Consider the following 15,474-nt stretch of genomic DNA (forward strand, 5'->3'; position numbering starts at 1 on the left):
TTGTACTTGCGAAGCAACCCATGCCTTTGTCCGAACGCCGATTGCCCTCTGCTACCGATGAAGTGAGCGCCGAGCCCAAGCGCCGCGTCTCGCGGGGCAAAGCAGCGGAGGCGGACTTGAACGACCTCGGCGCGGGTGTCGCGCTGGAGGGCGACAAGGCCGCGCGTGAAGGTGAAATTGTGGACCCATTCGGTGACAAGCCCGCCGGCAAATCCGTGGGCAAAGCCACTGGGAAGCCTGCTGACAAGGCCGCCGCAAAACCCGCAGCCAAGCCGGTCGACAAGCTCGCCAAGCTCGGTCTCACGCGCGACATCGATCTGGTTCTGCATCTGCCGATGCGCTACGAGGACGAAACGTCCCTCACGCCGATCGGGCATCTGCTGCCGGGTGGCATTGCGCAGACGGAAGGCGTGGTGTTCGACAATGAGATCGCCTATCGCCCGCGCCGCCAGTTGCTGGTGAAGCTACGCGATGACGCCGGCGATGAACTCGTGCTGCGTTTTCTGAATTTCTACGGCTCGCAGGTCAAGCAGATGGCGATCGGCGCGCGCTTGCGGGTGCGCGGCGACGTGCGCGGCGGTTTCTTCGGCATGGAGATGGTGCATCCGGCGGTACGCGTAGTCGACGAAGACACGCCGCTGCCGCAAGCGCTGACGCCGGTGTATCCAAGCACCGCGGGCGTGACGCAGGCGTATCTGCGCAAATCGATCGACAACGCGTTGTCGCGTACGTCGTTGCCGGAGTTGCTGCCTCAGCCGATTGCGCAAGCGTATATGCAGCCGCTCGGCGTGCCGACGCTGATGGATGCGGTACGCACGCTGCATCATCCGGGCGTGCAATCCGACGAGACCGCGCTGATCGACGGCACGCATCCGGCGTGGGTGCGGATCAAGTTCGAGGAACTGCTGGCGCAGCAGATGTCGTTAAAGCGGGCGCACGAAGAGCGCCGCACGCGTGCTGCCCCTGCCATGCAGCGTCGCAAGGAAGGCGATGAGTCGGCGCTGGTGGCGCGTTTGCTGAAGGCGCTGCCGTTTTCGCTGACGGCGGCGCAGGAGCGCGTGGGCGGCGAGATCGCGCTCGACCTCACGCAGCCGCATCCGATGCAGCGGCTGCTGCAGGGCGACGTCGGCAGCGGCAAGACGATCGTGGCCGCGCTGGCCGCCGCACAAGCGATCGACGCCGGCTATCAGGCCGCGCTGATGGCGCCGACCGAAATCCTTGCCGAACAGCACGCTCGCAAATTGCGCGGCTGGCTGGAGCCGCTGGGTGTAAGCGTCGCGTGGCTGGCGGGCAGTTTGAAGACGAAGGAAAAGCGCGCCGCGATCGAAGCCGCCGCGCTCGGCACCGCGCAACTCGTGATCGGCACGCACGCGATCATCCAGGACGCGGTCGAGTTTGCGCGACTGGGGCTGGTGATCGTCGACGAACAGCATCGCTTTGGCGTCGCGCAACGGCTCGCTTTGCGCGCCAAGGCGCGAAACGCCGGCGACGGCGCGCGCGATTTCCAGCCGCATCAATTGATGATGTCGGCAACGCCGATTCCGCGCACGCTCGCGATGACCTATTACGCCGACCTCGACGTCTCGACCATCGATGAATTGCCGCCCGGGCGCACGCCGATTCTGACCAAGCTGGTCTCCGACGCGCGGCGCGAAGAGGTAATCGGGCGAGTGCGTGAGGCGGCGCTGACGGGACGGCAGGTGTACTGGGTGTGTCCGCTGATCGAGGAGAGCGAGACCTTGCAGTTGCAGACGGCGGTGGAGACGTATGAAACGCTGGTGGCCGCGTTGCCGGAGTTGAAAGTCGGACTGGTGCACGGGCGTCTCGCGCCGGCGGAGAAGGCGGCGGTCATGGATGCATTCACGCGCAACGAGGTGCAATTGCTGGTGGCGACGACGGTGATCGAAGTGGGCGTCGACGTGCCGAATGCATCGTTGATGGTGATCGAACACGCGGAACGGTTCGGGTTGGCGCAGTTGCACCAGTTGCGGGGGCGGGTGGGGCGCGGAAGTGCGGCTTCGGTTTGTGTGTTGCTTTATACCGGGCCCTTGTCGATGACTGCCCGGGCGCGGTTGCAGACCATGCGGGAGACGACTGACGGGTTTGAAATCGCGCGCCGGGACCTTGAAATTCGTGGTCCGGGGGAGTTTCTGGGTGCGAGGCAGTCGGGCGCGGCCATGTTGCGGTTTGCCGACCTCGAGCAGGATCAATGGCTCATCGAGCCTGCCAGAGAGGCAGCCGCAGCTTTGCTCGAGCAGTATCCCGAGGTGGTGATGCAGCACCTCGCCCGGTGGCTGGGGGCTCGGGAGCACTATTTGAAGGCTTGAGGTTTTGTCCCCGAAGGGACTTCCTGCTGGGCGTGCGCCACCAGGAAAACCAAAAGGTTGGCGAACCGACCCTATAGGTGTATAACTAGAACCTATCGATACCATTGCTCTGATTGGTCCCCCAATGACGCTCACCGAATTGAAATACATCGTCGCGGTAGCGCGCGAACGGCACTTCGGCCGGGCCGCCGAGGCGTGTTTCGTCAGCCAGCCGACCCTATCGGTGGCCATCAAAAAGCTCGAAGACGAGCTCAACGTCCAGATCTTCGAGCGCGGCACCAGCGAAGTCAGCGTTACGCCGATCGGCGAACAGATCGTCACGCAAGCTCAACGCGTTCTCGAACAAACGCTCGCCATCAAGGAAATTGCCAAGCAGGGCAAAGATCCGCTGGTCGGGCCGCTGCGCCTCGGCGTCATCTATACGATCGGGCCGTATCTGCTGCCTACGCTCGTCAAACAGATGATCAAGCGCGTCCCGCAGATGCCTCTGATGCTGCAGGAAAACTACACGATCAAGCTGATCGAACTGCTCAAGCAAGGCGAAATCGACGTCGCCATCATGGCGCTGCCGTTCCCGGAAACGGGCCTGATGCAGCGCCCGCTCTATGACGAACCGTTTGTCGTCGCGCTGCCGTCCGGTCACGAGTGGGAAAACCGCGCGAAGATCGACGCCGAAGATCTGAAGCAGGAAACCATGCTGCTGCTCGGCAGCGGCCACTGCTTCCGCGACCATGTGCTGGGCGTCTGCCCTGAACTGATGCGTTTCTCGCAAAATGCGGACGGCATCCAGAAGACCTTCGAAGGTTCTTCGCTGGAAACCATTCGCCATATGGTGGCGAGCGGCGTCGGGATTACCGTGCTGCCGCGCATGTCGGTGCAAGAGGTCAAGCCGCACGCCGGAGGTATCGACGCGGGCCTGCTCAGCTATGTCGCCTTTGGTGAGCCGGTGCCGGATCGTCGCGTCGTACTCGCCTGGCGCAAGAGCTTCACGCGCATGCCTGCCATCGAGGCCATCTGCGACGCCATCAATGCCTGTGATCTGACAGGCGTCAAAAAGCTCGATCTGCCTGTCGCCGTCAACTAAGCGGCACGCTCCCCCTGACCGGCCACCGCGCACCTCGGCGGCCGGTCGCGCGACCGCCCACGGGCTCATCGTCGCCATCCCTATCGAATAGATAAAATTAATCAAACACGCTAATTAGATAGCGTTGTTATAGTTTCCTCCATGGATCGCCCGATCCCATAAGACCCGGAGGAAATCATGACGCAATCGAACTCGCAGCAAGTCCAACTCGTCGCCGCTCAATCCGCTCGCGTTATCACCGGTTCCTTTGCTGCCTCGATGCAGAGCATGCGCACCGTCGCATTGTCCTTGCTGGTCGATCGGGCCTTGTCCGCATGAGCCCCAGGCATCGGCGCGCCGCGCCTCTCCCCACATTCCGTTTCCGATAAAAGTCACTCAGGAGTCACGCATGTCCGAACGTAAGCTCACCAATGCAGCCGGCGCACCCATCGCCGACAACCAGAATTCGATGACCGCCGGCGCGCGTGGTCCGGTCGTCCTGCAAGACGTCTGGCTGCTGGAAAAACTCGCCCATTTCGACCGTGAAGTGATTCCGGAACGCCGCGTTCATGCCAAGGGTTCGGGCGCATTCGGCACGCTGAAGGTCACGCACGACATCTCGCGTTTCACGAAGGCGAAAGTGTTCGACCAGGTTGGCAAGGACACGCCGCTCTTCATGCGATTTTCGACGGTGGCGGGCGAGCGTGGCGCCGCCGATGCGGAACGCGACGTGCGCGGTTTTTCGATTAAGTTCTACACGGAAGAAGGCAACTGGGACGTGGTCGGCAACAACACGCCGGTGTTCTTCATCCGCGATCCGCTGAAGTTCCCGGACTTCATCCATACGCAAAAGCGCGACCCGTACACCAACATGCGCAGCAATGTCGCTGCGTGGGATTTCTGGTCGCGTCATCCGGAATCTTTGCATCAGGTCACCATCCTGATGAGCGATCGCGGCATTCCGCAGAACTTCCGCCAGATGCACGGCTTCGGCTCGCACACGTACTCGTTCATCAACGCGAACAACGAACGCTTCTGGGTGAAGTTCCACTTCAAGTCGATGCAAGGTGTCGAGAACTTTACCGATGCTGAAGCGGCGCAAGTAGTGGCCCAGAATCGTGAAAGCGCTCAACACGATCTGCTCACGAGCATCGATGCAGGCAACTTCCCAAAATGGCGTTTTGCCATCCAGGTAATGCCGGAGGTGGAAGCAGCGAACTATCGCTTCAATCCGTTCGACATCACGAAAGTGTGGTCGCAGAAGGATTACCCGTTGATCGACGTCGGCACGATCGAGTTGAATCGCAACGCGGCGAACTATTTCGCGGATGTGGAGCAGGCAGCGTTCACGCCGGCCAACGTGGTGCCGGGTATCGGCTTCTCGCCGGACCGTCTGCTGCAAGGCCGTTTGTTCTCGTATGGCGACACGCAGCGCTACCGTCTTGGCACCAATCACCATCAGATTCCGGTGAACGCACCGCGCTGCCCGGTGCACCATTCGTTCCATCGCGACGGTGCGATGCGCACGGACGGTAATCTTGGCGGCAACGTGAACTACGAGCCGAACCGCTTCGGTGACTTCGCGCAGGACAACAACGCGGCGGAGCCGCCGCTCGCAGCGGGTACGGTCGATCGTTACGATCATCGTCTGGATGACGACTACTACACGCAGCCGGGTATGTTGTTTGCGCTCTTCGACGCCGCACAACGCGAGCGTCTGTTCGGCAACATCGCACGCCATATCAACGGTGTGCCGCAAGAGATCGTCGCGCGTCAGATCGAACATTTCCGCCGTGCCGATCCGGCTTATGCGGAAGGTGTGATCGCCGCGATGGCGAACCTCGCGGAAGGCAGCAAGAAGTAAGCAGTCGAAGTGAATTGATGCAGCAAAGCGGGGCGCATCGGCGCCCCGCCGGTACAGATACGAATCAAGGGAGCTCGATCATGATCCAGATGATGATGTCCACCATCGGCGGCTCGTCGGCCACACGCGGCGTGCAGCGGCAGGCATTGATGCTGCGCAAGTTTGTGGGATTCGCAATGGTCTCGAGCGGACTCGCAGTGATCGTTGCGCACGCCCTGCAACACGCGTTCGGCGCGTGATTGAGCACAAGGCCGTGAGTGCGGCAAGCGACCACGCGTCACACGAACGCAGTTGCTTTCTAAGATAAACTGTCGAGCGCTCGATGTGCCGAGTCTGCTACCCGCACACCGTCACCTTACCGACCGGTTCGTATCACTCTTCAAAGGAGTCATCATGGCCAAGAAAGAAGCCGTACAACACGTCAATATCGGGATCAGTGACAAGGATCGCAAGAAGATTGCGGAAGGTCTGTCGCGACTGCTCGCCGACACCTACACGCTGTACCTGAAGACCCACAACTTCCATTGGAATGTGACGGGTCCGATGTTCAACACGCTGCATCTGATGTTCGAAACGCAGTACAACGAACTGGCGCTTGCGGTGGATTCGATCGCTGAACGTATTCGCGCGCTGGGCGTGCATGCGCCGGGCAGCTACAAGGAATTCGCGAAGCTGTCGTCGATTCCGGAAGCGGACGGCGTGCCGGCCGCAGAAGACATGATCCGCCAGCTGGTGGAAGGCCAGGAAGCCGTGGTGCGCACCGCACGCGCGATTTTCCCGTCGACGGAAGCCGCCAACGACGAGCCGACCGCCGACCTGCTGACGCAACGCATGCAAACGCATGAAAAGACTGCATGGATGCTGCGCTCGATGCTGGCTTGAACGGCTTGAACGGCTTGAATGTTCCGGGCGCTGAGTCCGGATTTCCGCGCCATGCTTCAGTGCCGGCGTTGAACTGAATACCTGCAAGGCCTCCCTTTTCGGGAGGCTTTGTTTTTTGCGGCACCGGATTCGGACTTGGCTTTGGCTCAGGACCCGGCCGCGGTTGCGGCCCCCGGTTCGGTGCTCCGCAATTCAGCTTCGCGGGCCTGCAGGCCGCCTGTCACCCGCATCCCGTAAAATAGGCGCACCGTCTGCACTTCACCGAATCCGCCCATGTTCGCCCGACTTCCTCTGTATCTGCGCCTCGTCCGCATGGATAAACCGATCGGCAGCCTGCTGCTGCTGTGGCCGACGCTCAACGCGCTGTGGATTGCGTCCGAAGGCCATCCTTCGTGGCCGCTGCTGGTGATCTTCACGGTGGGCACGGTGCTGATGCGCTCGGCCGGCTGCGCGATCAACGACTACGCGGACCGCGACTTCGATCGCTATGTGAAGCGCACGGAAAACCGGCCGATCACGTCGGGCAAGATCAAGGCATGGGAAGCGGTGGCGCTGGCAGCCGGTTTGTCTCTGCTGGCATTTCTGCTGATCTTGCCGCTGAATACGCTGACCAAGGAACTGTCGGTGGCGGCGCTCTTCGTCGCCGGGTCGTATCCGTTCACGAAGCGCTTCTTTGCGATTCCACAGGCTTACCTCGGCATCGCGTTCGGCTTCGGCATTCCGATGGCGTTCGCCGCGATTCAGGATCACGTGCCGATGCTCGCCTGGGTCATGCTGCTGGCTAACGTGTTCTGGTCGGTGGCGTACGACACCGAATACGCAATGGTCGATCGCGACGACGATATCAAGATCGGCATCCGCACCTCCGCGCTGACCTTCGGCCGCTTCGACGTGGCGGCGATCATGCTCTGTTATGCGGCAACGCTGGGGATTTACGTCGGCATCGGCATGATGCTGGGATTTGGCGTGCTGTACTGGCTGGGATGGGCGGCAGCGGTGGGGTGCGCGATCTATCACTACACGCTGATCCGCAATCGAGAGCGGATGGCGTGCTTTGCGGCGTTCCGTCATAACAACTGGCTGGGTGGCGCGCTGTTTGTCGGCATTGCTGCGCATTACGCGGCGGCTTCGTTTTAATTCTTCCGCGGCTGCTTTGCACCTCAGTCCTGGGCGCCGCTTCGAATCGATCTGTGCCGCGCGCTGGCCCTGTTTGCGCCGGTGACGCTGCCCCGGATTGATCCGCGGCGCAGCGTCCTGCGGCGTAGGTCATTCGCGACGGGTGAACGGCCACCCGCCAACGCACATCGCGCTACAGCTTGCCGAACTCGTCGCCCATTTCCTTGGCGCGCGCATCGGCGGCGAGCACGCCGCGCACGATTGCATCCTTGATCCCACTTGCGTCGAACGACGCCAGCGCGGCCGCCGTGGTACCGCCCTTCGACGTCACGCGTTCGCGCAACAGGCTCGGCGGCTCGTCGGAGTTCGCCGCCAGTTGTGCAGCACCAGTGAAGGTCGCGACAGCCAGCGCGCGGCCTTGCGCTTCATCCATGCCGAGTTGGCGCGCAGCTTCCTGCAACGCTTCGATGAAATAGAACACATACGCCGGACCGCTGCCCGAGATCGCCGTCACGGCGTCGATTTTCGCTTCGTCGTCGAACCAGACGGTTTCGCCTACCGCGCCCAGCACCTGCGACGCGAGCGCGCGGCCGGTTTCGTCGACGCTGCCGGTCGCGACGAGGCCCGTCACGCCCATGCCGATCAGCGCCGGCGTATTCGGCATCACGCGCACGATGCGGGCGTGGCCATTCAGCCAGCGCGACATGTCGTCCATGCGAATGCCCGCGACGATGCTGATCGCCAGTTGCGTCGCCTGCAGATGCGGCGCCAGCGCCTCGGCGACGCTCTTCAGGATCTGCGGCTTCACCGCCAGTACGATCGCGTCGTATGACGCGAGCGCGGCGTCCGCGGCCGCGCCAGTCTTGATGCCGAATTGCTGCTCATTGCGCTTGCGCGCCTCTTCGTTGGGGTCGATCGCGTACAGGTCGGCGGGCGCGACACCGCGCTTGATGAGGCCGCCGATCAACGCGGCGGCCATGTTGCCACCGCCGATAAAAGCAATTTTCATGATGTTCCGAAAGAGGTCCCGTGCGGCGCCCGGAAAGGCCCGCAACGGTTAGTTAGAGTAATCTCGTGCGCCGAAGATCGCAGTGCCGACGCGTACGATCGTCGCGCCTTCCAGCACGGCGGCTTCGAGGTCGCTTGACATGCCCATCGAGAGCGTATCGAGTTCGAGGCCGTCGTTACGCAGACGCTCGAACAGTTCACGTAGTTGCCGGTGCGGCGCGCGTTGCTCTTCGACGCTGCCGGCGGGTTCCGGAATCGCCATCAGGCCGCGCAGATTCAGCTTCGGCAGCGCCGCGATTTCCTGCGCGACTTCCACTGCCTCGGGAATACTCACGCCGCTTTTCGACGCTTCGCCGCTGACATTGACCTGCAGGCACACGTTCAGCGGCGGCAGGTTGTCCGGACGCTGCTCCGACAACCGCTGCGCGATCTTCAGCCGATCGACCGAATGCACCCAGTCGAAATTCTCGGCAACCGGCCGCGTCTTGTTCGATTGCAATGGTCCGATGAAGTGCCATTCGAGCGCCGCGCGCAGATCGGCCAGCGCTGTGACTTTGGTGATGGCTTCCTGCACGTAGTTCTCACCGAACGCGCGTTGACCGGCCGCGTAGGCGGCGCGCACGTCTTCGGCGGGAAATGTCTTCGAGACCGCGAGCAGGGTGATCGAACGTGCGTCGCGTCCGGCCACCTGCGCGGCGAGGGCGATGCGCTGTTGCACCGCTTCGAGGTTGTGAATCAGATCGGGCATGGAACGGATCCGGAAGTCGAGCGAAAGGCGATGGTCCGGATTATACGGACAGCATGTGCTCGACCAGTTCGATCCAATGCGCGACCGGCGTCGACGTGCCGCTTTGCAGATGCGCAATGCAGCCGACGTTCGCCGACACGATCACTTGCGGCTCCTGCGCCTGTAGCCGATCGAGCTTCTGATCGCGCAGTGCGTACGAGAGCTTGGGCTGCGTCAGCGAATAGGTACCGGCCGAGCCGCAGCAGAGATGACTGTCGGCGGGCAGACGCACTTCGACGCCGAGCGCCGCCAGCAGATGTTCGACTTTGCCGCGCACCTGCTGACCGTGTTGCAACGTGCACGGCGGATGGAACGCCACCGTATGGATCGCGCGGCGGCGGCTCACGGCGACGAGCGCCTCTTCGAACTCCGGCAGGATCTCCGCGATGTCGCGCGTCAGTTCGGTTACACGGCGCGCCTTCTCCGCGTACGCGGGATCGTTGCGCAGCAGATGCGCATATTCTTTGACCGTCGCCCCGCAGCCAGAAGCGTTCATCACGATCGCTTCCGCACCTTCTTCGATAAATGGCCACCACGCGTCGATGTTGGCGCGCAAGTCGTCGAGCGCTTCGTCGTTGTAGCCCAGATGCAGACGGATCGCACCGCAACAGCCTGCTTCGGGCGCGATCAACGTTTCCACGCCGAGCGCGTCGAGCACCCGCGCCGTCGCGACGTTGACGTTCGGCATCATCGACGGTTGCACGCAGCCTGCGAGCATCAACATCTTGCGCGGATGTTTCGCGGTCGGCCATTCGAGCGGACGCTGCCGCGCGGGCACTTTGTCGCGCAATTTTCTGGGCAGGAGCGGGCGGAAGTGCTGACCGAGGCGCATGACCGGTGTGAACAGCGCGCTGTTCGGCACGAAGCTCGCGAGCAGCCGTCGCACCATCCGCTGCCTGAGCGGGCGCGTGACTTTCTCCTCGGTGATCTTGCGGCCGATCTCGACCAGCCGGCCGTATTGCACGCCGGATGGGCAGGTGGTTTCGCAATTGCGGCAGGTGAGGCAGCGGTCGAGGTGGACCTGCGTGCTGCGCGTGACAGCCGCACCTTCCACCATCTGTTTGATCAGGTAGATGCGACCGCGCGGGCCGTCGAGTTCGTCGCCGAGTATCTGATAGGTCGGGCAGGTCGCGGTGCAGAAACCGCAATGCACGCAATTGCGCAGGATGGCGTCGGCTTCGTCGCCATCGGGCGTGTTGCGAATGAAGTCCGCGAGGTTGGTTTGCATCGCGTCGCTCAGAAGTCGGGGTAGAGACGGCCGCGATTGAAAATGCGCGCGGGGTCGAAGGCGGCTTTCAGGCCGCGATGGATTTTCATCAACGGTGCGGGCAGCGGCGTGAAGACACCGGCGCTGCGGTCGTAGCCATGGCCGGTGCGGAAGATGGTGGCGTGGCCGCCGGCCTGTTTCGCGCTCATGCGGACGGTTTGCGCGTCGGTGTCGGTGATCCACCAGCGCTGGCCGCCGCCCCATTCCATCAGTTGCGCGCCGGGCAATTGCAGCGGCTCGGTGATCGACGGCAGCGCGAGACGCCACAGCGCGGCCTTCGGCGGGATCGCCGCAAAGAACGAGTCGGTCTGTTCGCGCAGGCCTGCCCAGAAGCGTTCCGCCTCGACCGCATCGACGACTTCACCACCGAGCGCCGTGCGCGCCGCTTTGACCGCGGCTTCCGCGCCGGCCATGCGCACGGCCAGCGTGCCGTGACGCCATGCGCTTGCCGTGATCGGCAGCGGCCGGCCGCCCCATTCGTTGAGCTTGCGGACTGCGTCTGTGCCGTTCATTTCGAATTTGAGCGTGGTTTCGGCCTGCGGCAGCGGCAGGACTTTGACCGACAGCTCGAGGATCAGCCCAAGGGTGCCCAGCGAGCCCGCCATCAAACGCGAGACGTCGTAACCGGCGACGTTCTTCACCACCTGGCCGCCGAAATGCAGCGTCTGGCCATGGCCGTTCATGATCACCGCGCCGAGCACGAAGTCGCGCGCTGCACCGGCGGACGGCCGGCGCGGACCGGCGATGCCCGCAGCGACGCAGCCGCCGAAGGTGGCCTGGGGCCCGAAGTGCGGCGGTTCGAAGGCGAGCATCTGATCGTGTTCGGCGAGCGCCGCCTCGATCTCCAGCAGGGGTGTGCCCGCGCGCGCGGTAATGACCAGTTCGGCCGGATCGTAGGCGATGATGCCGCGATAAGCGCGCGTGTCGAGGATGTCACCTTCCAGTGTCTGACCGTACCAGTCTTTGGTGCCGCCGCCACGGATGCGCAATGTGCGCCCTTCGGCGCTGGCCGAACGCACGCGTTCGGACCAAACGGCGACGATGTCGTCCTCTTCCATGGTGCCCTGCTTCGTTGTGTTTCGATCGATTGTACCGGGCGGCGGCTCGCTGGCAACCCGGAGCGGACCCGCATCGGGTAATCAGGGTGGGATCTGGGGGGGAGCACCGGGACGGGATATGCGCGGCGCGTCGGAGGAGAGTGGACAGCGGCGAGGGAACGGCGAAAGGCAGGCGTGAACGAGCGGCGCGAGCCGACGTTCGCGTCATATGCCCCCACAGTCGCGAGGCGCGCCGGCCAGCCCGACGCTCGCCTTAAAACCGCGGCAGATCCGGATGTGGCAACAGGCCGCCGCGCACATGCATCTTGCCGTACTCGGCGCAACGCGCGCGGGTGGGAATACCCTTGTCGGGGTTCAGTAAACCGGGCGGGTCGAAGGCGCGCTTGACCGCGTGAAACGCGTCGCGCTCTTCAGGCGAGAACTGCACGCACATTGAATTGATTTTCTCGATGCCGACGCCATGCTCGCCCGTTACCGTGCCGCCCAGTTCGACGCAAGTTTCGAGAATATCGCAACCGAACGCTTCAGCCCGATGCCACTCGTCCATATCGTTGCCGTTGAACAGGATCAACGGATGCATGTTGCCGTCTCCGGCGTGAAACACGTTGATGCAGCGCAGGCCGTATTTCTTCTCCATCACTTCGATGCGCGCCAGCAGCGGTCCGATACTGCGGCGCGGCACGGTGCCGTCCATGCAGTAGTAGTCGGGCGAAATGCGGCCTGCCGCCGGAAACGCGTTCTTGCGCCCGGACCAGAAGCGCAGGCGTTCGTTTTCCGAACGTGAAATCTGGATACGGGTGGCGCCCTGTTCGCGCAGCACCGCGGTCATGCGCACGATTTCGTCGGCGACTTCTTCCGGCGTGCCGTCCGATTCGCACAGCAGGATCGCCGCGGCGTCGAGGTCGTAACCCGCGTTGACGAACTCTTCGACGGCGCGCGTGGCCGGTTTGTCCATCATCTCCAGGCCCGCCGGGATGATGCCCGCTGCAATGATGCCGGCGACCGCGTCGCCGCCTTTCACGACGTCGTCGAAACTGGCCATGATGACCTGCGCCGTTTGCGGCTTCGGGATCAACTTGACGGTGACTTCGGTGACGATAGCGAACATGCCTTCGCTGCCGATCAACACCGCGAGCAGATCGAGCCCTGGCGCGTCCGGCCCGAGCGAACCGAATTCGACGATTTCGCCTTCCATCGTTACGGCGCGCACACGCAGTACGTTGTGTACGGTCAGGCCGTATTTGAGACAGTGCACGCCGCCCGAATTCTCGGAGACATTGCCGCCGATCGTGCAGGCGATCTGCGACGACGGATCGGGTGCGTAGTAAAGGCCATACGGCGCGGCGGCTTCGGAAATCGACAGATTGCGCACCCCCGGCTGGACCGTCGCGGTCCGGGCATACGAGTCGACTTCGACGATCTTCCGGAAGCGCGCAAGCGATACCACCACGCCGTGACGAATCGGCATCGCCCCGCCGGACAAACCGGTGCCCGCGCCGCGTGGCACGATCGGCACGTCGAGCCGGTGACAGATCTGCACGATGCGCTGGACCTGCGATTCCGTCTCGGGCAATGCAACCGCAAGCGGCAGACGCCTGTAGGCAGCGAGGCCGTCGCACTCGTAGGCGACGGTGTCTTCTTCGCGATACAGCAGACAGTGGGTTGGCAGCACGGCCATCAGCGCCTGCACAACTTCGCGCTGACGCTGGGCGAGAACTTCGGCCGTCAGTTCGACGGGTGCGTTCATATGACTTGTCTCCTCGTGTCTTTCAGCGTGCATGCCGGGTCAAGCCTAGTTGTGCGGCAGCGGACGTTGCCGCTGCCGCTGCCGCTGCCGCAACTGAGCTAAGCAGCGTTGAGCGTTGATTAGGCCTCAAGCCGCCCAGGAAAAGATCTTGCCCGGGTTCATCAGATTGCGCGGATCAAGCGCGTGCTTGATCGAGCGCATCGTGTCGACGGCGACTTCGCCGTGTTCTTCGAGCAGAAAGTTCATCTTGTGCAGGCCGACACCGTGTTCGCCCGTGCAGGTGCCGTCCATGCGCAACGCGCGTTGCACGATGCGATGGTTCAGGCGCTCGGCTTCGACAAGCTCTTCCGGCTTGTTCGGATCAATCAGGATGGCGACGTGGAAGTTGCCGTCGCCGACATGGCCGACGATCGGGCAGGGCAGCGGCGACGCTTTCAGATCCTGCTCGGTTTCCACCACGCATTCCGCGAGACGCGAGATCGGCACGCACACATCGGTCGTGACGGCGCGGCAGCCGGGCTTCAGTTGCAGCATCGCGAAATAGGCGTTGTGGCGCGCGTTCCACAGACGGCTGCGATCTTCCGGGCGGGTCGCCCATTCGAAGCCTTCGCCGGCATTCTGCGCGGCGATCTCCTGCACCAGTTCGGCTTGCTCTTTCACACCGGCTTCGGTGCCGTGGAATTCGAAGAAGAGCGTGGGCGCCTCACGCAACGTCAGATTCGAATGGCGATTGATCGAGCGAATTGCGAGCGAGTCGACGAACTCAACACGCGCAACCGGCACGCCCATCTGAATCGTTTCGATGACCGCGCGCACTGCATCGCCCATCGACGGGAACGTGCAGACCGCAGCCGAAACCGCCTCCGGCTGCGGATACAGCCGAACGGTGATTTCGGTAATGACGCCGAGCGTGCCTTCGGAGCCGACGAACAGGCGCGTGAGGTCGTAACCTGCCGACGACTTGCGCGCGCGCGTGCCGGTTTTGATTACGCGGCCGTCGGCGAGCACCACCGTCAGCCCGAGCACGTTTTCGCGCATCGTGCCGTAGCGCACGGCATTGGTGCCCGACGCGCGCGTGGCCGACATGCCGCCGATGCTCGCGTCAGCGCCCGGGTCGATCGGAAAAAACAGGCCGGTGTCGCGCAGTGCTTCATTCAACTGCTTGCGCGAGATGCCGGGCTCGACCGTAACGGTCAGATCTTCGGCGTTGATCGACAACACGCGGTTCATTTCCGACAGGTCGATCGACACGCCCCCTTGCACGGCCAGCAGATGCCCTTCGAGCGACGAACCGTTGCCGTAAGGGATGATCGGTACGTTGTACTGGCCGCACAGCCTGACGATGGTTTGCACGTCCTCCGTATTGCGCGCGAATACGACGGCGTCGGGCAGTTGGGGATCGAACGGCGATTCGTCGCGGCCATGGTGGGTGCGAACGGCTTCTGCAGTGGACACGCGTTCGCCGAAAGCGGCTTTGAGTGCAGTCAGTAACTCGGCGGGAAACGGCCGGCGCAGGGGGGCCGGCGGCACGGGATGATTCACGCATGTCTCCTGATATTGGGGCGGAGCTGTTCTACAGCTTGTGCTTCATTTTACGCCGATCACCCGTGGACCGGCGTCGGGAGCGGCTGCCGCTCCTATAATGGCGGCGACCTCACGATGCGCGCAATATGGATAAACGCGGTAGCTAACGCGGTGACCAACCTGGTGGCTGACTTACCGGATTCGCCGGATGGACTCGCCGGCGCCGCGCTAACGCATCGTCACTGAATGAATGCATGGGAGACATCATGGGCAACCGCTTGAGCAAGATCGCCACCCGCACGGGCGATGACGGCACCACAGGTCTCGGCGACGGCCGCCGCGTGCGCAAAGACAGCGCGCGCATTGCCGCAATCGGCGACGTCGATGAACTCAATTCGAATCTCGGCGTATTGCTGTGCGAAACGCTGCCCGACAAGGTGCGAGCCGCGCTGGTAGCGATTCAGCACGACCTGTTCGATCTTGGCGGTGAGCTCTGCATTCCCGGCCATACGATGATTACCGACAAGCATCTTGGCCAACTCGACGACTGGCTGGCGGACTACAACGCGACCTTGCCGCCATTGAAGGAATTCATTCTGCCGGGCGGCTCGCGCGCGGCTGCGCTTGCGCACGTTTGCCGTACGGTGTGCCGGCGCGCCGAACGGTCGATCGTCGCCCTGGGTGAAGGCGAGGCGATCAATGAGGCGCCGCGCCAGTATGTGAACCGGCTGTCTGACCTGCTGTTCGTACTCGCGCGCGTGCTCAATCGCGCGGACGGCGGCAGCGACGTGTTATGGCAACACGATCGTAGCGCCGGCTAACACCGCGCCT

14 protein-coding genes are annotated in these 15,474 nt (G+C 63.2%); 8 read left to right on the forward strand and 6 right to left on the reverse strand.

Features of this window, described 5'->3' with window-relative positions; all coding sequences use genetic code 11:
- Positions 1-20: 20 nt before the first annotated feature.
- The 7 genes from recG to ubiA all read left to right on the forward strand — a co-directional run bounded on the left by recG (position 21) and on the right by ubiA (position 7,273).
- Positions 21-2,327: an ATP-dependent DNA helicase RecG gene (gene recG / locus KHO31_RS20985; protein ID WP_201080198.1), complete on the forward strand. Its 2,307-nt coding sequence runs from the start codon at positions 21-23 to the stop codon at positions 2,325-2,327.
- Between the two features lie 124 nt (positions 2,328-2,451).
- Positions 2,452-3,411, forward strand: coding sequence for a hydrogen peroxide-inducible genes activator (locus KHO31_RS20990; protein ID WP_201086263.1), 960 nt, complete (start codon positions 2,452-2,454; stop codon positions 3,409-3,411).
- Positions 3,412-3,588: 177 nt separating this feature from the next.
- Positions 3,589-3,729: a hypothetical protein gene (locus tag KHO31_RS20995; RefSeq protein WP_201080202.1), complete on the forward strand. Its 141-nt coding sequence runs from the start codon at positions 3,589-3,591 to the stop codon at positions 3,727-3,729.
- A 70-nt stretch (positions 3,730-3,799) separates the two neighbouring features.
- Positions 3,800-5,254, forward strand: coding sequence for a catalase (locus KHO31_RS21000; protein ID WP_201080204.1), 1,455 nt, complete (start codon positions 3,800-3,802; stop codon positions 5,252-5,254).
- A gap of 80 nt (positions 5,255-5,334) precedes the next feature.
- Positions 5,335-5,493, forward strand: coding sequence for a hypothetical protein (locus KHO31_RS21005; RefSeq protein ID WP_211624096.1), 159 nt, complete (start codon positions 5,335-5,337; stop codon positions 5,491-5,493).
- 154 nt (positions 5,494-5,647) lie between these two features.
- Entirely contained in the window at positions 5,648-6,136 is a 489-nt protein-coding gene (locus tag KHO31_RS21010; protein ID WP_054037764.1) for a Dps family protein, read from the forward strand.
- Positions 6,137-6,409: 273 nt separating this feature from the next.
- On the forward strand, positions 6,410-7,273 hold the full coding sequence (gene ubiA, locus KHO31_RS21015) for a 4-hydroxybenzoate octaprenyltransferase (protein WP_201080206.1): 864 nt from the start codon (positions 6,410-6,412) through the stop codon (positions 7,271-7,273).
- Between the two features lie 172 nt (positions 7,274-7,445).
- Here ubiA and proC read toward each other — a convergent pair whose 3' ends face one another.
- The 6 genes from proC to KHO31_RS21045 form a co-directional block, all read right to left on the reverse strand.
- The gene (proC, locus tag KHO31_RS21020; RefSeq protein WP_201080207.1) at positions 7,446-8,261 is read right to left on the reverse strand and encodes a pyrroline-5-carboxylate reductase; all 816 of its coding nucleotides are present in this window, start codon (positions 8,259-8,261) and stop codon (positions 7,446-7,448) included.
- A 48-nt stretch (positions 8,262-8,309) separates the two neighbouring features.
- A complete protein-coding gene (locus KHO31_RS21025; protein WP_201080208.1) occupies positions 8,310-9,008 on the reverse strand; it encodes a YggS family pyridoxal phosphate-dependent enzyme in 699 nt (232 codons plus the stop codon).
- A 40-nt stretch (positions 9,009-9,048) separates the two neighbouring features.
- The gene (gene glcF, locus KHO31_RS21030) at positions 9,049-10,275 is read right to left on the reverse strand and encodes a glycolate oxidase subunit GlcF (RefSeq protein WP_211624098.1); all 1,227 of its coding nucleotides are present in this window, start codon (positions 10,273-10,275) and stop codon (positions 9,049-9,051) included.
- 8 nt (positions 10,276-10,283) lie between these two features.
- Positions 10,284-11,372, reverse strand: coding sequence for a glycolate oxidase subunit GlcE (glcE, locus tag KHO31_RS21035; RefSeq protein ID WP_211624100.1), 1,089 nt, complete (start codon positions 11,370-11,372; stop codon positions 10,284-10,286).
- A 253-nt stretch (positions 11,373-11,625) separates the two neighbouring features.
- Complete coding sequence (locus KHO31_RS21040) at positions 11,626-13,119, reverse strand: FAD-linked oxidase C-terminal domain-containing protein (protein WP_201080211.1); 1,494 nt, start codon at positions 13,117-13,119, stop codon at positions 11,626-11,628.
- A gap of 126 nt (positions 13,120-13,245) precedes the next feature.
- Positions 13,246-14,661: an FAD-linked oxidase C-terminal domain-containing protein gene (locus KHO31_RS21045; protein WP_211624102.1), complete on the reverse strand. Its 1,416-nt coding sequence runs from the start codon at positions 14,659-14,661 to the stop codon at positions 13,246-13,248.
- Positions 14,662-14,909: 248 nt separating this feature from the next.
- Between KHO31_RS21045 and KHO31_RS21050 the strand changes: the two genes are divergently transcribed.
- Positions 14,910-15,464, forward strand: a complete 555-nt coding sequence (locus KHO31_RS21050; protein WP_201080213.1) for a cob(I)yrinic acid a,c-diamide adenosyltransferase — start codon at positions 14,910-14,912, stop codon at positions 15,462-15,464.
- Positions 15,465-15,474: the final 10 nt, after the last annotated feature.

Origin of the sequence: Paraburkholderia domus, from assembly GCF_905220705.1 — a bacterium.
GTDB lineage: Bacteria > Pseudomonadota > Gammaproteobacteria > Burkholderiales > Burkholderiaceae > Paraburkholderia > Paraburkholderia domus.

Bases quoted from the DNA above. Each gene is read 5' to 3' on its own strand.
- KHO31_RS21050 (WP_201080213.1), top strand. From the start codon at position 14,910: ATGGGCAACCGCTTGAGCAAGATCGCCACCCGCACGGGCGATGACGGC.
- KHO31_RS20995 (WP_201080202.1), top strand. From the start codon at position 3,589: ATGACGCAATCGAACTCGCAGCAAGTCCAACTCGTCGCCGCTCAATCC.
- KHO31_RS21025 (WP_201080208.1), bottom strand. From the start codon at position 9,008: ATGCCCGATCTGATTCACAACCTCGAAGCGGTGCAACAGCGCATCGCC.
- KHO31_RS21010 (WP_054037764.1), top strand. From the start codon at position 5,648: ATGGCCAAGAAAGAAGCCGTACAACACGTCAATATCGGGATCAGTGAC.
- KHO31_RS20990 (WP_201086263.1), top strand. From the start codon at position 2,452: ATGACGCTCACCGAATTGAAATACATCGTCGCGGTAGCGCGCGAACGG.
- recG (WP_201080198.1), top strand. From the start codon at position 21: ATGCCTTTGTCCGAACGCCGATTGCCCTCTGCTACCGATGAAGTGAGC.
- glcE (WP_211624100.1), bottom strand. From the start codon at position 11,372: ATGGAAGAGGACGACATCGTCGCCGTTTGGTCCGAACGCGTGCGTTCG.
- ubiA (WP_201080206.1), top strand. From the start codon at position 6,410: ATGTTCGCCCGACTTCCTCTGTATCTGCGCCTCGTCCGCATGGATAAA.
- glcF (WP_211624098.1), bottom strand. From the start codon at position 10,275: ATGCAAACCAACCTCGCGGACTTCATTCGCAACACGCCCGATGGCGAC.
- KHO31_RS21040 (WP_201080211.1), bottom strand. From the start codon at position 13,119: ATGAACGCACCCGTCGAACTGACGGCCGAAGTTCTCGCCCAGCGTCAG.
- KHO31_RS21005 (WP_211624096.1), top strand. From the start codon at position 5,335: ATGATCCAGATGATGATGTCCACCATCGGCGGCTCGTCGGCCACACGC.
- proC (WP_201080207.1), bottom strand. From the start codon at position 8,261: ATGAAAATTGCTTTTATCGGCGGTGGCAACATGGCCGCCGCGTTGATC.
- KHO31_RS21000 (WP_201080204.1), top strand. From the start codon at position 3,800: ATGTCCGAACGTAAGCTCACCAATGCAGCCGGCGCACCCATCGCCGAC.